The organism is Microcoleus sp. F4-D5 (assembly GCF_036704885.1).
Classification (GTDB): domain Bacteria; phylum Cyanobacteriota; class Cyanobacteriia; order Cyanobacteriales; family Microcoleaceae; genus Microcoleus.
In genome coordinates, this window is record NZ_JAUBSX010000034.1 from 42,582 (window position 1) to 59,372 (window position 16,791).

A 16,791-nucleotide genomic window follows, 5' to 3' on the forward strand; every position below is an offset into this window, starting at 1 on the left:
ATCTCGCGGGATTTAGGATACGACACTGCTGTATCCCTAGAAATTACCAGCAAATAAATATCATTTATAGGAACACAGCACAGTTATTTCCTCTAGCTGCCACAACCACGGGGAGGATCGATCCTACACTAATTTTTGGGCTACAGAAGTAGGATTCAACAAAAACAAAGCCGCCTTTTTTGCTGTATCTTCAGATAGCTGAATTTGTTTTAACTCAACAATACCTTCACTGATAAAAGTATCTCTCAAAGCAGCTTTTTCTCCGCTGTTAAAAGTCGTTTCGTAAAACACTTCTCGAATTCCAGCCGCAATGACTAATTTCAAACAATAGATGCAGGGTTCTAAGGTAACGTAAATACTGGCCCCAGCAGTAGATATACCGTGTTTAGCAGCTTTGGCGATCGCATTTGCTTCAGCGTGAACCGCCCTTGATGGCAAAATTTTGCTGGCGTCGCAACTACTCAAACCGGGATAGCAGAAGCCTTGAGTTGTACAGTGTGCCGAACCTGACGGCGAACCGTTGTAACCCGTTGCTAAAACTTGCCTGTTTTTAGTTATCACCGCCCCTACAGGAAAAGCCAGACAAGTCGATCGAGTAGCGGCCAATTTTGCTAACATTAAGAAGTATTCGTCCCAAGTCGGTCTTTCTTCTTCTAAATTCATCGTCTATCCTGGATGTATTGCTTGCTCGTTTTGAGACACTCGGCAGCCTTCTGCAATTCTATTCCCAAATAACCAATATGCTCGCCTTTGATGGCAGGGGAAGCCGCACAAATTTCTCGCACTAACTTGAGAGGGTTTTTTCCAGAATAACAGGTGACAACTTCGCCGCTGCCGGGGGTGGTTTGCGTGACTACTATCTGATTGTCCGCTACTTCAACTAAAAAATTGCCCGCTGCATCGAAAAAGTCTCGCTCTTCGCTAATTTTAGCATATTGGGTTTGAATTAGTCGATCGGCATTTTCAAAGGTATCGTCATACAAGTGAGCCGATTGACTCAGCGTTACCAAAGGGCCCATTGTCAAATTATAATCGGAACGCCTCGCAATTTCATCGCGAATGTGCTGCTGCAAAGCCCGCAAACCCATTGCATTTGCAGGCCAAGCCGCAAACATATCGTTGCTGCGGAGAGTTGCAGTTAGCGATATTTCCTCATCCACAACTCGCACCCAAATATGATTTAAACAAGGACTGCCGCTGTGCTGGTGGTCGGAGGAACCGTCAGGTCTTCTGTTAATATTTCCGCCGGCATCCCACAGACTAATTACAGCGCTTGCCGCGTCAATTTCCTTAATTAGTTTGGCTATAACTTCTTCAATTTGATCGCGTCCAAACCACGACCGCATCCGCTGTGCGTAGGTATATTTAATACCTTCGTTATATGGGGCATCTTCCAGCATTTGCGGTTTGTATTGTTCGAGGAAATCACGGTCTATTGGTAAGTAATTCGGTTCGGGAAAATAGAACTCCGCAGGTTCATCTGTAATCACTGCCATTAAGTCGATTAATTCTTGCCACTGTCCGTCGTAACCAGTCGGCCGCAGCGTGCCGGTGGTCTTAATTCGGTGGATAATTTTTACCCAAGTTTCGGCGATAGTTTTGCCTTCGATTCTGTGTCCGTATTTCTGACCGGGGAGTACAGTCGGGACGATTTCGACTAGCGGAAAAGTTACGGATTCTCCCCAAGGTTCAACAGATTCTTTTTGGGCAAAATCCTTGACAAATGTCACTGTTTCTGCTATGTTTTTTGCTTCTTTCCATTCGATGGAATGACGCAATAGTTCTAAGGCTTCTGCTGCTATTTCAATATCAATGTAGCCAAATATTGAAGATTTAATTAGCCAGCAATCTCTACCAGTATCGCTTTTGCCAGCTTCAAAGCCGTTGCGAAAAAAGTCAATCAGGCACGCTGCTGCACCAGAGTTGCGGTCTTCTTTGGTAGCGTTGAGAATTACTAAAAAGCGGACTTGGGGATTGCACAGCAAGTTTCTAATTAAGAAATTTATACCGCGAGTAGGAGAGTACAGTTGTCCGATCGCAGCATATTCTTGAGGTTGTAAATGTTTGCCGATCGCACTTTTTACCGTCCAGCCGCTGACAATGGCTGTTTGCCCCGTTCCGCAAATTAATTGATTCGGTTTGTATAGGGGTTTGTACTCAAATTTATTGACGAGATTTTGGGCTGTCATGGTTTACCGTTTTTTGCACCGCGTACTACTATATCAATAGTTTGGATGGTTTGAAAGGGCGATCTGGCGGAACACTTCGAGAGATCGGATAGAATGCAGCCAAAGAATAAAGAACCTTTAATGATAGTCATCTTCCTGTTGTCAACCAGTCCTTTGTAGTCTGTTTCATCGAATTCAGTGCCGTGTGAAGCGGCGATCGCACGGGTCAATGACAACTACTCACTCTCTACATCGCTGCTAATGTCTCAACTTCTGTTTGAGGGGAATTTGAATTACAAACTCCGTGCCTTCTCCAGATTGTGACCTGCAACTTAAAGTGCCCTGATGCCGATCGGTGACGATTTGATAACTGATTGCCAGCCCCATACCAGTGCCGCTTCCAACCGGCTTAGTTGTAAAGAAGGGGTCAAAGATTCGCTGTTTGATAGCTTCTGGAATGCCGCTGCCGTTGTCCCCAATTCGGATCTGGGCTCGACTCTCGTCGATGAGGCCCGTATGAATGGAAATTGCGGGAGTAATTTGTTTTCCCTGCTCGATCGCTAGTTCAATGGCGTCAATGGCGTTAGATAAGATGTTCATAAAAACCTGATTTAGTGGTCCCGGATAGCACTCTACAAGGGGAAGAGAACCATAGTTTCGCAGGATTTCTATTCCTGGATGGTTCGGCTTCGGCTTCAGACGGTTGCCCAATATAATTAGCGTGCTATCAATACCATCATGGATATTAATTGATTTAACTTCTGCTTCATCCAGTCGAGAGAATGTTCGTAATGCTAAGACAATTTCTCGAATTCGTCGCGCCCCCTCTTTCATTGATTCGATCAGCTTAGATAGATCGTTAACCATAAAATCTAAATCCATCGCCTTTGACTGCTGCACGATCGCTGGTGGAGGTTCGGGATAATGAGTCTGGTAAGCTTGCACGAGTTTTAATAGTTCTTGAGTGTATTGATCGGCATGACCGAGATTGCCATAGATAAAATTCACTGGGTTATTAATTTCATGGGCAACTCCGGCAACTAGCTGCCCCAAACTCGACATTTTCTCGCTTTGAATCAGTTGAGTCTGAGTCCGTTGTAGTTCTCTCAGGGCCATTTCAACTTCCTCCTTTGTCGCTTTTAGCTCAGCCGTGCGTTCTTCGACTCGATTCTCTAATTGTTCATTGGCTTGTTCCAGCGTCTTAAATGATTCCTGTAACTGTTGAGCCATGCGGTTAAACGACTGCGTGAGTTCTTGCAATTCATACACAGATGATTCTGTCACCGCTGGGCTCAGAGTTCCGGCAGCCATTGCCGAAGATGCTTGATTGAGCTGCAAAATCGGTTGAGTAATCCAGTGAGTGGTGAGTATGCCAATTCCCAGAGAGATACCTAGCGCCAGTAGACTTAACAAAATCGTAGTTTGAGTATTGGCATTAATTTGTGCCATAAAGTCTGATTCTGGAACGGTGACAATCACCAGCCAGTCAATCCCCTTGCCATCCCGAAAAGGAGCAACTTGCACGAACTGGCGTTCACCTTTAATAGAAAACTCAAGCTGCTCAAATGTCTGGATCTGATGGAAATCTTGAAACTTCTCTAGCAAAAATTGGCTTGTTTTCTGAGTGGTGGAATTTTTGCTATCGATCGCATTGAGTCGTTCAACTCGCTGTTCTGGAAGTTGCACAACTTTGTCTGCATAATATCGGAACGGTTTTTCGCCTGTAGAGGTGGCAATCATTTCTCCAGAGCGTTCCAGAATAAAACTTTGTCCGGTTGTTCCTATTTTGAGGCTTCTGAGAAAATCCCCGATCGTTGACAGGTTTAAGCTTGCCATCCACACCCCTTCCAGATCGCCTGCCTGGTTGTATATGGGTTGACCGGGCGCAATATACATGGTTTTGCCAGTGATGTGCGGAAAAACTTTTCCCCAGGTTGCTTGCCTTTGTTGGACTGGAATTCTGTAGTAGGGCCGTTTGCGCGGGTCAAAGTTCGGCTTGCCAGCATTGATGACTTCGAGTCGATCGCCAGTTGAGTTAGTACGGTAGGTTGTCAGCGCACGGTTATTTTCTACTTCAGAAGTGCGGATCACGATCGCACCATCTTGCCGCTCAGCACCAAAAAATTCTTGATTGCTTGTAACGAAGGCTGTCAGGCTGAGATTTCCAAAAGCAGGAAGTTGTCGCCACAGGAACTTCTCTATATCCCTGCCGTTATTAAGGTCGATCCGGTTTTGTCTTCGTGCAGCTTCATAACTTTCAAATGCTTGAAAAGGAGTGGCAACCAAGTGAGTGAGATTTTGTGCGATGCGATCGCTCGTTTCGTTGCGCAACTGAGCTGCTACATCGTTCACTGCTTTCTGTCCATTCCTGAAGGAAAGATAACCGATAATACCCACTGCCCCCACTGTTTGAAGGACGAACGGTACAACTAATAGCGCTTGTAAAGGTACTTCTTTAAAGAGCTTGGGGAAGAAAGGACCCGATGATTCACTAGGCATACTGGCATTGTTTGGTTAATGGTATCAATAACAACGGTTGAGTTTAGCGGGGGCCGATCGCCTTTGCAGTATCACCAATCATCTTGATGCTGCCGCTGCAATGATTTGTCATACTGCGTCAACGCATATCTTTGCCTGAATGTCTTCTACAGCGATCGCCTTCACCGGAATTGAAATTACAAACTCTGTACCTTCACCTAAAGTTGAGTTGACTTCTAGACTGCCACAGTGTTTCTGGACTACGATTTGATGGGCGATCGCCAATCCCAGCCCTGTGCCTTGCCCCACGTCTTTGGTTGTAAACAAATGCTCAAAGATTTTTGGCTTCACCGCATCCGTCATGCCAATCCCATTATCCTGAATTCGGATCGCTACCTGAGATTCCGACAGTTGAGTTTTGACAGTAATCTGGTTGGGGTTGGCTTTAACCTGAGCAAAGCTGCGTCCTTTATTTGATTCCTCAAGGGCATCGATCGCATTTGCCAGCAGATTCATAAATACCTGATTCAACTGTCCGGCAAAGCATTCTACCAGTGGCAGATCGCCATAATCTGTGATGACTTGAATTTCCGGGCGAGATTCGTTGGCTTTGAGGCGATGTTTGAGAATCAAGAGCGTGCTGTCAATCCCGTCGTGGATATTGTAATGAATGGGGAGATCGCAATCCGAACGCGAGAATGTTCTTAAACTGGTGCTAATGGTGCGAATGCGATCGACTCCTTCTTGCATCGAATCGATCAATTTGGGTAAATCATCTTGTAAGTATTCCAAATCTATTTCCTCCACCATTGCCTGTAGCGAGGCACTTGGATAAAGGAGTTCTTTTTGGTATAAATCTATCAGTTTAAAGAGGTCTGTAATATAGTCTTGAGCGGGTTTCAGATTGCCAGCAATAAAGCCAAGCGGATTATTAATCTCGTGCGCGACACCCGCCACCAAATTGCCCAACGCAGACATCTTTTCTGTGTGGACTAACTGAAGCTGAGACTGTTGCAGTTGTGTGAGTGCTGCTTCTAAATCAGCCGTTTGCTCAGCTACACGCTGTTCGAGATTTTTAGTTAACTGCCGTAGCTGCAAATGAGTTTTCACCCGTGCTAGCACCTCTTGTTCTTGAAAAGGTTTGGTGATGTAGTCCACAGCACCCAGGACAAATCCTTTCACCTTACTGTCGGCATCGGAGAGAGCGGTCATAAAAATGATGGGAATACTGGCTGTTCTGGGATCTGCCTTCAGACGTTGGCAGGTTTCAAAGCCGTCAATTCCTGGCATTTGAATATCGAGCAAGATCAGATCCGGAGGATAAGCTCGGACTCTCTTAAGAGCGCGATCGCCATCGATCGCGGTTGCGACTTCGTACCCCGCATCACTTAAGGTTTCACAAACCACTTCTAAGTTTGCAGGGGTATCATCCACCACCAGAATTAATTCAGGACTAGACATCAGCTTTCTCCCTTGTGAGGTGTTCTTTCAGCAAGTCTTCAATCTCTTCGGCTTTAAATTGCTTCGCAAGTCGAATAACTTGTGAGGCAAAACTAGCGTAGTGAGGGTTAGAGCGAGCAATCTGCTCTGTGTGTTCTCGGAGCCGTTTTAAATTGCCTTTTTGGGCCATTTCTAGTAACGTCTTTAACTCCACAGTGGCAGGAAAAATAGTTATCTCTGAATTTTGTAATCCAGCCGTCGGAGTGGATGGCTGAGAATTACTTGATGTCGTTTCATATTTCCACTCCAATTTTAAATGAGTGGCTAAGAGGTTAAATAATTCGCTAACTTCCACTGGTTTTGCTAAGAAATCATTTGCCCCTGCCTCTAAACTCATCTGTCGATCGGCTTGTGCCACTGATGCAGAAGAGACAACGATCTTCTGGTGTTGCAAATCATTTGCACTGCGAATTTGTTTGAGCAGTTCAAAGCCGTCCATCACTGGCATCACCAAGTCTGTAATCGCTAAGTCAGGTTGAGACTGTCGGATTTTTTCCAATCCGGCTTGTCCATTTTCTGCCTCACTAAGTTGGAATCCTAGTGGCTCTAACAAGTTGACGAGAACGGCTCGGTTTTCCCAACGATCGTCTACCACAAGTATGCTGCGTCGTTGTCCTTCGTAACCAATAATTTGTTTTCCTGTTGCGATCGAGTTTTGCTGTGCCCAATCGGTGGCGATCGCCAGTTCCACCTCAAAAAAGAACTCACTGCCGACTTCGGGTTGGCTCTTAACTTGGATTTCTCCGTTCATGAGTTGGACAATTCTTTGGCTGATCGCCAGTCCTAAACCCGTGCCCTCGGCTTGGCGCTTGCGATCGCCCACTTGTTCAAAAGCCTGAAAAATTCGATCCAATTGATCGGGCGCAATTCCTACGCCCGTATCTTTAACTTGAAATTTGAAAGAGCGAGTGGACGGATTGGCATGATTATCAACTACGGCAACCTCGATCGTAACAGTACCTTTGTCGGTGAATTTAATCGCATTTCCCACCAAGTTGAGTAATACCTGACGCAGCCGTTTTTCATCTGCAAAAACCCCTTCCGGCAACTGCGGATCGGGCTCGTAAACGAAGTCAATGCCTTTTTGGTCAGCACGAATACGGCAGATTTCAGCCACACCTTGGAGGAATGAGGGAAAGTGAATCGCTTTAGGTGTGAGTTCTAGTTTGCCGGCTTCTATTTTGGACAAATCCAACACATCGTTAATCAGCGTCAGCAAATGAGAACCGCACTGGTAAATGACCTCTACCCCATGACGTTCTTTTGCTGGCAATGCGCTGCTGCGATTGAGGATTTGAGCATAGCCCAAAATACCGTTGAGGGGAGTGCGGAGTTCGTGACTCATGTTGGCGAGAAATTCGCTTTTTGCTTGGTTCGCGCTATCAGCTAGCAGTTTTGCTTCTTGCAGTTCTGCGGTGCGTTCCTCAACCCGACTTTCCAGTTCGATAAAGGAGGTTTTGAGTTGACCTGCCATCTGGTTAAAGGAATCTGCCAGCGATTCTAATTCACTAATGCCTTGCACGTGAAGTGTTTGATCTAACTGTCCGAAGCTAATAGCCTGACTGGCTTTTTGTAGCTGCAAAATCGGTTTGGTAATCCAACGCGAAGTTAACAAACCCAGTATAGTCGTAACCGCCAAAGCCCCTAGACACAGCAAAATGGTGGTGCGAGTATTGGCATTGATTTGTGCCATAAAATCAGATTCAGGCACCACAACCACGCTCAACCAGTCGATATTTCGTTCGTCTTTAATGGGTGAAACTTGAACAAACTGCCGCTGATTTGCCAGCATAAAATCAAGCTGTTGACTTTGTTGAATGTCGGTAAAGTTGCCCAACCGATCGAGGATTGCTTGCGCTGTGGCACGAATTACAGAATTTTCAGACTTCTCGGCGGGAATTTGTTGCAAATCGTCATTTTTCACGTCAATGATGTAAGGCTCTTTGATAGTTGAACTTGCAATCAGATTACCGGACCGATCGATAATAAAAGTTTGACCCGTCTGCCCCACCTTTAGCTCACTCAGAAAGCGATGAATCTTGCTAGTCCGAAAAACACTATTTTGAACCCCCAACAACGTTCCATCCTCGCTATAGATTGGCTGGTATAGGGAAATTGCAGCCTCTTTAATGCCCTGGCCTAGGAAGGGCTTTGTCCAGCCAGGTTTTCCGGTTTCCTGTGCAAGCCTATACCAAAGTCGTTTCAGCGGGTTAAAATCTCGTTGAATTTCGATCGGAGCAATCTGTTGACCTCGATCGTCTAGGCTATAAATTGAGCGCTGCGGGAGATTCTCTTTGCCAATCCGAGAAACGATACTTCCATCTATTAGCTCCTCTATCGAGACGCTCGTGCCGTCAGGCTTGGCAATCGTCATTTGTTCGATGAGGTCTTGCCTGACTAACAGCCATAGCATCTGCTCCAGTTTCGCTAGATCGGTTAAATCTAACTGTTTTTCCTGAGCCGCAGCCACAATTACTTGTCCGGCAATATAAGGTTGTTCCAAATAATTCAAAACTTGCAGGTTGAGGCGATCGCTCATCTCTTGTCGCAACTGACTGGCAACATCATTGACTGCCTTCTGTCCATTCCGCAGGGAAATATATCCCGTTAATCCAACTGCTACGAAGATTTGTAGTACAAACGGGACAATCAAGAGCGATCCCAGGGAAAGTTTGCGCTTAAGTTTAGATAGATTCAGGGATGAGTTTGGCACAGACATGGTAGTGGCTTCTATAGAAAATATACTTGAGGAATTGCTAGCTTGATGTTCAATCCACCTTGGTAGAGCTTTCAAGGTGCTTAAATTCCTGGCTAGACACCGACGCTAACAATTAATGTCGTGCCTCAAACTAGCAGTCGCATTAGTAAGTTGCGAGTAGTTTTCTTTTGTCACGGAAGTACAACAATCGGTGAGTTGGTTGATGTGCCGTTGGTTGGTGGAGTGGCTGGGAGGCTGCGATCGGCTTGGATCTGTTAGCCGACTTTTTTTGTAGTAAATCGGGCGATCGTTCTGGCTCAATTTTAAAGGCGATCGCGCTTCACCCACAATCTCTCAACCCAATTCCCATAGAAGACTACCGCTTACATAAAATTGCAGAGAAAGCCTATGGCTTCTAGTCGTGCGATTAATCTACTTACCGTTTAGGGTCAGTCCTTTTCAGTCTAAACCGCACCCTCCTAATCCGATCTCTTAGCACAACTGGTTTGATTTCTCACTTGTCGATCGCAATTTTTATTTAATAATTTTTTCTCTTCTTGAGTGATGCAAAACGTAATCAATACATCGGGCTTGGGCATTGACAGATACTACAGCTAGAGATAGCTTAATTATACTGCTTAGGGTATTGAACTACTTTACCCTCTAGAAACAAGTCAGTATTTGTAGATTTTGGAGAAAAAGAATTAACTGTGAGGCCCCGCGCTGCGACTTCTTTTGCAAACGCCCCTGTTAACTGCTCTACTCCTACTTTAGTTACTGAGTAAACGCCATCAGTCGGCAACATCAAACTGGTAGCAGACGCAGAAAAATTGATTGCCCGTCCGCGATCGTCAAGCCGAGTTGCGGCGTCTTACAAACCTAGAAAAACGCCTTTGACGTGGATTTGAAAAAGCGGAACGTTATAGGTAGAGCGCGATCGACTGTATCAATATTTCAAAGTTACCTGTAGAGCGTTATTAAACTCGATTTGCTTGCTCCCACATTTTCACTAAATCCAGTCTTAAGCTGCTAAAGTTTGTCACCTTTAGTTTATTTTTTATGGTTTTAATAAATTAGTTTAACAAATAAATTTATCAAGCCAGCAATTCACTCACAGCTACGCTAAAACCTGCAAGTACCCTTTGAGTGTTAACAACTTCATCCGCATTAAACAACTGCCAGCGTTGCCCTGCATTCACAAATATTAATCTAGCTTCAGTCCACAGCAACCAAACTTCTAAACATCCCGATTCCAAATATTCTTGAGCTTTTGCAAATAACTCTTCACCGCTATCTTCGGGGGAAGCAACTTCCGCTATCAAAGGAAAACTTTGGGAAAATGCTGTAAAATTGCCTGATTCTGGCAGCAGTTCAGGAGTAATGTAAGCAACATCGGGACGGCGACCCTGCTTGCTAGTGCGGCAAAGTATTTCGGTAAGAACTTCTCCTCCCTGTCCGCTGGAGTCTTTATAATTTCCCCAGAAACGGGCTAATTTAGATTGAGCTAGACTGTGCTTGAATGTCATTCCTGTTTTCTCCACTAAGTTGCCGTCAACCCATTCCATTCTATCAGGAGGCTTGACTAAAAACTCTTCTAGAGATATGACTTTTTCTGGCTGAGATTGTGGGGGAAATTCGGGTATATTTTCTAATTTGAAATGTGATTCATGCTCTGAGTTTTTGTCGGCATTTTTGGGTGTAATTATAGTAGCTTTCATGCTAGCAACCTCTATTTAAGGATTATAATTGTACAAGCGATCGCTCTCGCTCGCATTTTATGACATGATTGAAATTGGTAGATTTTGTCTGTTCAAGTTAGCCCAATAATTTATATATCATAGCAATAAAGAAAGGTGACTTTCATGATTCTCTCAAACCGTTTTTCTGAAGCCCTCACCTATGCCGCCGAATTGCACGGTACCCAAGTTCGCAAAGGTTCGGGCGTTCCCTACATTGCCCATTTGTTGGGGACTGCTAGTATAGCTTTAGAATATGGGGCTTCGGAAGATGAGGCGATCGCAGCTTTGCTTCACGATGCGATCGAAGATCGAGGCGGCCCCACCACCCGCGAAGCCATCCGCCGCCGATGCAGGCGATACCGTCACAGCGATTGTAGACGGCTGTAGCGACAGTGACGAGACGCCAAAACCCCCTTGGCGTCAGCGAAAACAAGCCTATATCGATCGCATTTCTACAGCTTCTGGCTCGGTCAGATTAGTCTCGGCTGCCGATAAACTTTATAATGTTCGATCGATCCTGAAAGATTCCCGTCAATTGGGCGACGTTGTTTGGGAACGCTTCAAAGGTGGTAAAGAGGGTTCTCTCTGGTATTATCGTTCTTTAGTAGAAGCATTCCGCAAAGCTGAGTTAACGCCTATAGTTGAAGAATTAGACCGCACAGTTTTAGAATTGCAACAGTTTTCTGAAGGCTGAAGACTGAAGGTAAAAATCACTAATTATCAATTACCAATTACAGTCACAAAATGGCAAATGTTCGCTTAGAAAATATTACCCGACGCTACCAAAACGTCACCGCGATCGAAAACATCAGCTTCAAAATTCCGGACGGGGAATTTTGGGTATTAGTCGGGCCATCCGGCTGCGGGAAATCGACAATTATGCGGACAATTGCAGGTTTAGAAACCGCAACTTCCGGTAATCTTTACATCGGAGACAATTTAGTTAACAACATTCCGGCGAGACAGCGCGATGTAGCAATGGTGTTTCAAAATTACGCGCTTTACCCGCACATGACTGTCGCAGAAAATCTGGCTTTTGGATTGCGGATGCGGAATGTTGACCCGACTAAAATTCAAGAACGAGTTGAAACAGTAGCCCGATCGCTCTCGATCGACCACCTCCTCAAGCGCAAGCCCAAACAGCTATCAGGCGGACAGCAGCAGCGGGTAGCACTGGGAAGGGCGATCGCCCGCGAACCGAAAGTATTCCTTTTAGATGAACCGCTTTCTAACCTCGACGCTCAACTGCGAGACGACACTAGAGCCGAACTCAAACAACTGCATCAACGGCTGGGAATTACCACAATTTACGTCACCCACGACCAAGTGGAAGCTATGACTTTAGCTGATAAAATTGTCGTCTTAAATGGGGGAAAAATTCAACAAATTGGAGACCCGCAAAGCATTTATGCTAAACCAGCCAACCGCATGGTTGCCACATTTTTAGGCAATCCCGCCATGAACATTTTACCTGTAATTTATACTAACGAATCCTTTCAAGTAGGAAATCAAGCTTTAGCCTGTCCGCCCTCGATTCAGAAAAAATTGCAGCCGAGAGAAGGACAAGGATTTGATTTGGGTCTCCGTCCAGAAAATATAGAAATCTTTACGCCGCAAACAGCAGAAGATGATGATTTGAAAACCGATGTTTGGGCTTTAGAAAAAGTTCCTCTCGATGTAGAGGTAAAAGTAGTGGAACCTCTGGGGCGAGAAACTTTAATCCGGGCGAGTTTGCCTTTGTTGAGCGCGGAAACTAATGTACAGTTACAAATACCTGCGAGTGTTCGCTTGCGATCGGGCGATCGCCTCAAGGTACAGCTTGATTTCAATCGATTATTTATCTTTGACCCCTCCACCGGTGAGGCGCTGTATCCTTAACTGGATTGAAGAGGACTTAGGCACGGGCGATCGGCAACCGGGTTTTTTGAGTCGCAGTGCATAAGTCCTCTTCAATCTAAAATCTAAAATTTAAAATCTAAAATACACTGACCCTTCCAGTGAAGAGGTATCTATTCCTAGTTATAAAACTTTACACTTGACATTTATTAATTTACGAAGTAATGATACTATTAGTCTTGGCAAGACCAAAAACATCCCTCCAAAAGCAGATATTTCCTGACTCGGGGCGCGGGCGATCGACAACTTCGCATCTTCCCTCCTCAAGAAGCGGCAAGCCCGCCGCATTTTAGCAACTTGCGACCAAAAACTCGGAAAAACTTCTAGCGGCATTTTTAGATGAATTCAGACAACCTGCCTCAAATGCTGCAAACAGGATTTCACCTAACTTTAGGTGCAACTTCCTTTTTAATTGAGACATTGCAAGATCCATTAAAGCGAGAAGAAAATCTTGACAAACTGAAGTCAGATTTGGGCGAGCTCGCGCACGAACTCCTGGAAAAAGGAGAAATGACCGATCGAGAAGCCCGGAATTTTGTAGATACTATTTTCTCTCAACCGAGCGCTCGGAAGAATGCAGAGAGCGAATCTGTATCGCCCAAACAATCGGATGTAGCGACTGATGCTCCTCCCGAGTCGGTTGTACAACCTGACGTAAAGCTAGAGATTCAAGAATTAACTGCACACATGGCAGCGCTCAGGGCCGAGTTGGAAACTTTGCGTGTCAAAAATTCCCAGGATTAAAGAATCAAGAGTCTTTAATACAGCCGGAGTTTTCTTGCAAAGTGATTTGCAAACTTATTTAAAAGAACCAACCTTTAGTCATTGTCCCAGTTTTCAGAACCAATCAGGTCGGCGATGCGATCGCGCAGCAAGAAGTCGCATTTTTCTAACTCGCACTCCACGCAAGCCCATTCCCGAGGAGGGATGAATTGGCACAGCGTGTAGATAGGCTGTTGCCTGCTCAACACGCCCTCGTGTACGAGGTGGCGGGCTTCATCTTGGATCACATCTAAAGAGTATTGGATTTTGATAGTGGACTGAATCATAATGCGCCCTCAAGGTTTTAGTAAAAAAAAAATTATGGCCCTGCTAATAATATAATCCAAAATTCCGGATATGTAAGTTAAATTTTGTCAGTATACTGGTATACAATTTATACTTGTCAATTTAAAAAACTTATAGGAATGATTAGTAAGTGATTCGATTTGTCTTGGGATTTTGGCCGCAACTTTTCCGGGCTAGCAAGCCCATCTACTACAAAGCTCAATTCAAAATTTAGGAACCCCCGCCCGATTCCCGGTTTCTGGATGCTTCGCCGCCAAAGGCAAAATTATTTCTTGCAAGAAACCGGGTTGATGAATTTAAGTCCTGACGCAGCAGCAAAAGAAAGATTTAGGAGTCCGGCAATTCAAGCATTGCCCGTGGTGTCAATTCCAAACAGCACTTCTATAGCCAGAGATTGCGCTACGGGCATCTGCCCGAAACAAAATATATAAGGAATACTCGGAGGCAAGTGCGGCAAAAATTGCTCTAAAACGTAGGGACTTCCATAAATTAGAACAGCTTGCAGTTCTCCCGTTTTTAATAATTTCTTAAACAAATCTCGAGCTGCTTGGGTCAAACCAGCACTGCCTCGGAAGCAATTACCGCGAATGAAAATTTGCAGCAGTGTCGGAGAAAAATTCTCTGCACCTGTATTATCCGCGAGCGCACAAGTGCGATCGTCAATCAGTTGCAATTTGTAACCAAACTTTTCGGGTAGGGCGATCGCCGGAGTGTGGTTTCCCAAAAACTCGCACCCCAAAACATCATCTACAACAATCAAATTCCGCAAAAGCTGGTTTTCTGGGGGTTTTGGCACCTGCAAAGGTAGATTTCCGCCAAATTTCAAAGAATCTCGCAAAATATCGGCAGCAGTTGCCCTCGCATCAGGAGTTGCCAGCAAACTTAAGTCGATCGAGTCGATCGATTCTAGATTCTTGCTCCCCCCCTTAGCAAGTGGGGGTTGGGGGGCGTCAGAAATCGGCAAACCCACCTTTATTTTCGCTTCCCAAATTCGCTTGACAGATTCTTTGATTTGTGATATGCAAAGCCGCCCTTGAGTGACAGCTTCGCAGACAGCGAGAATCGCCCCTTCCGGGTCAAGGGGCATCAGCAAAACATCAGCACCAGCCTCAGCAGCCAAAACAGCAGCTTCATTAGCGCCGTACTTATTGGCGATCGCACCCATCACCAAAGCATCCGTCACGATCAAACCTTCAAATCCCAACTCTTCTCGCAGCTTCCCGATCAAAATTTTGCGAGAAAGAGTAGCAGGAAACTCCGCATCCCAAGCCGGAATCAGCAAGTGAGCACTCATCACAGCATCGACCCCAGCAGCCATCGCCTCGACAAAAGGAGGTAACTCAACCTCAGCCAATCTCGCTGGCGAATGCGGCAAAACCGGCAATTCCAAGTGAGAATCAACCGCCGTGTCGCCGTGGCCGGGAAAATGCTTAGCTGTAGTCAAAACCGGGTGTTGGCCTGCGCCCCGAATAAAAGCAGCGGCTAATTTCCCGACAATTTCCGGTGTCTCGCCAAAAGCGCGGACGTTAATCACAGGATTGTCGGGATTGTTGTTAACATCAACCACCGGTGCGAGAACCCAATTCAGACCGATCGCCCTAGCTTCGATCGCAGTGACAGCGCCCATTTGTTCGGCATATCGATCGGCTTTACCGGCATCGTGTCGCCCCACTTCGGCAATTGCCATCGGCGGCCCGAACCAAGTCGCCCCCGCGAACCGCTGGCCTACACCTTCCTCAATATCAGCCGCCAGCAGCAGGGGAAACTTGGCCCAAGATTGCAATTGGTGCGATCGAACCGCCAACTCCGCAGCACTTCCCCCGACCAAAATCACCCCACCGACGCCCAAATTTTCCAGATAATAGCGGAGTTTGCTGGCAGTTGGTTCCCATTCGGGATAGCGAATTTGGTGGTCGAACAAGCAGCCGGAAGCGCGCACCACGAACATCTGGGCAACCAGTTCAGGTAAGGAAAGATTGTCAATCATTCGATTTTAGATTTTAGATTTTAGATTTTAGATTTTAGATTTGGGAATCGGGCATCGGGAATCGGCCAAACAGGGAATCGGGCATTGGCCAAACAGGGAATTTTCCCTATCTCCTTCTCTTCCCCTCTTCCTTCTTCCCTCTTCCTTCTTCCCTCTCGCTTCAATCGGGACTTTCATCCTCAGCGAATTCTTCCTCGGGATCTAGAATGCCCGGTTTGCGATCGGCAGAAAGCTGATTCAGCAGTATCAACATTTTATCGCCGCGTTCCAAAGAACGGTCTTCGAGAAAAATCACTTCCGGCGTCCGGCGCAGTTGCAATCGTTGGCCCAACTGGCTGCGGACGTAGCTAGTAGCAGATTTCAAACCCTCCATAGTCTCGGCCTTCGCCTCATCAGTACCGTAGATGCTGACAAAAATTTTTGTATGCTGAAGGTCTCCCGAAACAATTACATCGGTAACGCTAACCATACCGGCACCTACCCGATCGTCCTTAATGCCGTTCAGCAACATCAGGCTGACTTCCCGTTTAACCATTGAAGCTACACGCTCAATGCGACGACTTGTAGCCATAGCAACTATCCCCTACTTTTATATCAGCCATTTTCTATCAATTCTTAGTTTGGCACAAAGCTGTAGGGGCGAGTTCTGTCAAAAGTGCGCCACAATGAATTTTGGCTGGCCTAGCCGTGCCAAGATCGCCTATGAACAGCAAAAAAATATGGAAAAAGAATTTTCGATCGGTCAAAAAGTCAGAGTTGTGGCGATGCCGCCTTACGTCAAAACTGCCGAACCGATGCCGATGCTGCGGCCTGCGAATTTAATTGCGATCGGCGCTGAAGGTGTTGTGATCGATCGGCGTCCCGGCAATTATTGGGGCGTTCGCTTTGAAAAAGGTGCTTTCTTGTTAGACAGTCAGTACATTGAAGCGGCGGAAAATAATGTATGAGGTAATCGATCGCGGGGAATGGGGAATGGAGAATTTATAGCGCAACTCATTGGTAACAAGTTAAGTTAAGAAAGCATTTGTCAATCAGCAATTATGCTCGAGATTTACTCGGATTTTGAACCCAAAACAGAGATTTGGGCGATCGTGCGATCGTGCCGAGGGTAATATTTATATTTACTCCCTCTCAAATCGTGAATTTTCCACTCCTAAAAAAGCAGTTTTTTGAGTAATATTACTGATTGACAAATGCAATAAAGTCTTAAATTGTTACCCATGAGCGCAACTTAAAATCTCCCTTTTCTTTCTTCCC

15 protein-coding genes and 2 pseudogenes are annotated in these 16,791 nt (G+C 45.6%); 4 read left to right on the forward strand and 13 right to left on the reverse strand.

Annotation, left to right across the window (positions count from 1 at the left end; genetic code table 11):
• Positions 1-123 precede the first annotated feature (123 nt).
• The 9 genes and pseudogenes from QUA80_RS17340 to QUA80_RS17375 form a co-directional block, all read right to left on the reverse strand.
• Positions 124-663 (reverse strand): dCMP deaminase family protein, encoded by a 540-nt coding sequence (locus QUA80_RS17340; protein WP_333426368.1) that lies wholly within the window; start codon positions 661-663, stop codon positions 124-126.
• Positions 660-2,189, reverse strand: coding sequence for a thymidylate synthase (locus QUA80_RS17345; RefSeq protein ID WP_333426369.1), 1,530 nt, complete (start codon positions 2,187-2,189; stop codon positions 660-662). Before QUA80_RS17345 ends, QUA80_RS17340 begins: the two co-directional genes overlap by 4 nt.
• Positions 2,186-2,404 carry a hypothetical protein gene (locus QUA80_RS17350; protein ID WP_333426370.1) on the reverse strand — a complete coding sequence of 73 codons (219 nt, stop codon included), beginning with the start codon at positions 2,402-2,404 and terminating at the stop codon, positions 2,186-2,188. Before QUA80_RS17350 ends, QUA80_RS17345 begins: the two co-directional genes overlap by 4 nt.
• Positions 2,405-2,426: 22 nt before the next feature.
• Positions 2,427-4,520, reverse strand: coding sequence for an ATP-binding protein (locus QUA80_RS17355; RefSeq protein WP_333426371.1), 2,094 nt, complete (start codon positions 4,518-4,520; stop codon positions 2,427-2,429).
• Positions 4,521-4,775: 255 nt separating this feature from the next.
• Complete coding sequence (locus QUA80_RS17360; protein ID WP_333426372.1) at positions 4,776-6,107, reverse strand: response regulator; 1,332 nt, start codon at positions 6,105-6,107, stop codon at positions 4,776-4,778.
• A complete protein-coding gene (locus tag QUA80_RS17365) occupies positions 6,100-8,865 on the reverse strand; it encodes an ATP-binding protein (RefSeq protein ID WP_445302253.1) in 2,766 nt (921 codons plus the stop codon). Before QUA80_RS17365 ends, QUA80_RS17360 begins: the two co-directional genes overlap by 8 nt.
• A gap of 105 nt (positions 8,866-8,970) precedes the next feature.
• Positions 8,971-9,192 (reverse strand): hypothetical protein, encoded by a 222-nt coding sequence (locus tag QUA80_RS17370; protein ID WP_333426374.1) that lies wholly within the window; start codon positions 9,190-9,192, stop codon positions 8,971-8,973.
• A gap of 277 nt (positions 9,193-9,469) precedes the next feature.
• Positions 9,470-9,691: pseudogene (locus QUA80_RS33835) on the reverse strand (SDR family NAD(P)-dependent oxidoreductase); the annotation flags it as partial.
• 247 nt (positions 9,692-9,938) lie between these two features.
• Complete coding sequence (locus tag QUA80_RS17375; RefSeq protein ID WP_333426375.1) at positions 9,939-10,562, reverse strand: Uma2 family endonuclease; 624 nt, start codon at positions 10,560-10,562, stop codon at positions 9,939-9,941.
• A 144-nt stretch (positions 10,563-10,706) separates the two neighbouring features.
• Here QUA80_RS17375 and QUA80_RS17380 point away from each other — a divergent pair.
• Positions 10,707-11,277, forward strand: a pseudogene (locus tag QUA80_RS17380) (HD domain-containing protein).
• Between the two features lie 50 nt (positions 11,278-11,327).
• On the forward strand, positions 11,328-12,461 hold the full coding sequence (locus QUA80_RS17385) for an ABC transporter ATP-binding protein (protein ID WP_333426376.1): 1,134 nt from the start codon (positions 11,328-11,330) through the stop codon (positions 12,459-12,461).
• Positions 12,462-12,602: 141 nt separating this feature from the next.
• Here QUA80_RS17385 and QUA80_RS17390 read toward each other — a convergent pair whose 3' ends face one another.
• The gene (locus QUA80_RS17390; RefSeq protein WP_333426377.1) at positions 12,603-12,812 is read right to left on the reverse strand and encodes a hypothetical protein; all 210 of its coding nucleotides are present in this window, start codon (positions 12,810-12,812) and stop codon (positions 12,603-12,605) included.
• 6 nt (positions 12,813-12,818) lie between these two features.
• Here QUA80_RS17390 and QUA80_RS17395 point away from each other — a divergent pair, with 6 nt between their 5' ends.
• Entirely contained in the window at positions 12,819-13,223 is a 405-nt protein-coding gene (locus QUA80_RS17395; RefSeq protein ID WP_333426378.1) for a hypothetical protein, read from the forward strand.
• A gap of 74 nt (positions 13,224-13,297) precedes the next feature.
• Here QUA80_RS17395 and QUA80_RS17400 read toward each other — a convergent pair whose 3' ends face one another.
• The 3 genes from QUA80_RS17400 to rbfA form a co-directional block, all read right to left on the reverse strand.
• Entirely contained in the window at positions 13,298-13,528 is a 231-nt protein-coding gene (locus QUA80_RS17400) for a DUF4327 family protein (RefSeq protein ID WP_242719673.1), read from the reverse strand.
• A 362-nt stretch (positions 13,529-13,890) separates the two neighbouring features.
• Positions 13,891-15,534, reverse strand: a complete 1,644-nt coding sequence (locus tag QUA80_RS17405; RefSeq protein ID WP_333426379.1) for a glycoside hydrolase family 3 N-terminal domain-containing protein — start codon at positions 15,532-15,534, stop codon at positions 13,891-13,893.
• 160 nt (positions 15,535-15,694) lie between these two features.
• Positions 15,695-16,105, reverse strand: coding sequence for a 30S ribosome-binding factor RbfA (rbfA, locus tag QUA80_RS17410; protein WP_333426380.1), 411 nt, complete (start codon positions 16,103-16,105; stop codon positions 15,695-15,697).
• Positions 16,106-16,253: 148 nt separating this feature from the next.
• Here rbfA and sipA point away from each other — a divergent pair, with 148 nt between their 5' ends.
• Entirely contained in the window at positions 16,254-16,481 is a 228-nt protein-coding gene (gene sipA / locus QUA80_RS17415; protein WP_333426391.1) for a regulatory protein SipA, read from the forward strand.
• Positions 16,482-16,791: the final 310 nt, after the last annotated feature.

Excerpts from the sequence above, each read along its gene's own strand:
- QUA80_RS17385 (WP_333426376.1), top strand. The coding sequence starts at position 11,328 with ATGGCAAATGTTCGCTTAGAAAATATTACCCGACGCTACCAAAACGTC.
- QUA80_RS17405 (WP_333426379.1), bottom strand. The coding sequence starts at position 15,534 with ATGATTGACAATCTTTCCTTACCTGAACTGGTTGCCCAGATGTTCGTG.
- QUA80_RS17390 (WP_333426377.1), bottom strand. The coding sequence starts at position 12,812 with ATGCCGCTAGAAGTTTTTCCGAGTTTTTGGTCGCAAGTTGCTAAAATG.
- QUA80_RS17395 (WP_333426378.1), top strand. The coding sequence starts at position 12,819 with ATGAATTCAGACAACCTGCCTCAAATGCTGCAAACAGGATTTCACCTA.
- QUA80_RS17340 (WP_333426368.1), bottom strand. The coding sequence starts at position 663 with ATGAATTTAGAAGAAGAAAGACCGACTTGGGACGAATACTTCTTAATG.
- QUA80_RS17400 (WP_242719673.1), bottom strand. The coding sequence starts at position 13,528 with ATGATTCAGTCCACTATCAAAATCCAATACTCTTTAGATGTGATCCAA.
- rbfA (WP_333426380.1), bottom strand. The coding sequence starts at position 16,105 with ATGGCTACAAGTCGTCGCATTGAGCGTGTAGCTTCAATGGTTAAACGG.
- QUA80_RS17365 (WP_445302253.1), bottom strand. The coding sequence starts at position 8,865 with ATGTCTGTGCCAAACTCATCCCTGAATCTATCTAAACTTAAGCGCAAA.
- QUA80_RS17345 (WP_333426369.1), bottom strand. The coding sequence starts at position 2,189 with ATGACAGCCCAAAATCTCGTCAATAAATTTGAGTACAAACCCCTATAC.
- sipA (WP_333426391.1), top strand. The coding sequence starts at position 16,254 with ATGGAAAAAGAATTTTCGATCGGTCAAAAAGTCAGAGTTGTGGCGATG.
- QUA80_RS17375 (WP_333426375.1), bottom strand. The coding sequence starts at position 10,562 with ATGAAAGCTACTATAATTACACCCAAAAATGCCGACAAAAACTCAGAG.
- QUA80_RS17360 (WP_333426372.1), bottom strand. The coding sequence starts at position 6,107 with ATGTCTAGTCCTGAATTAATTCTGGTGGTGGATGATACCCCTGCAAAC.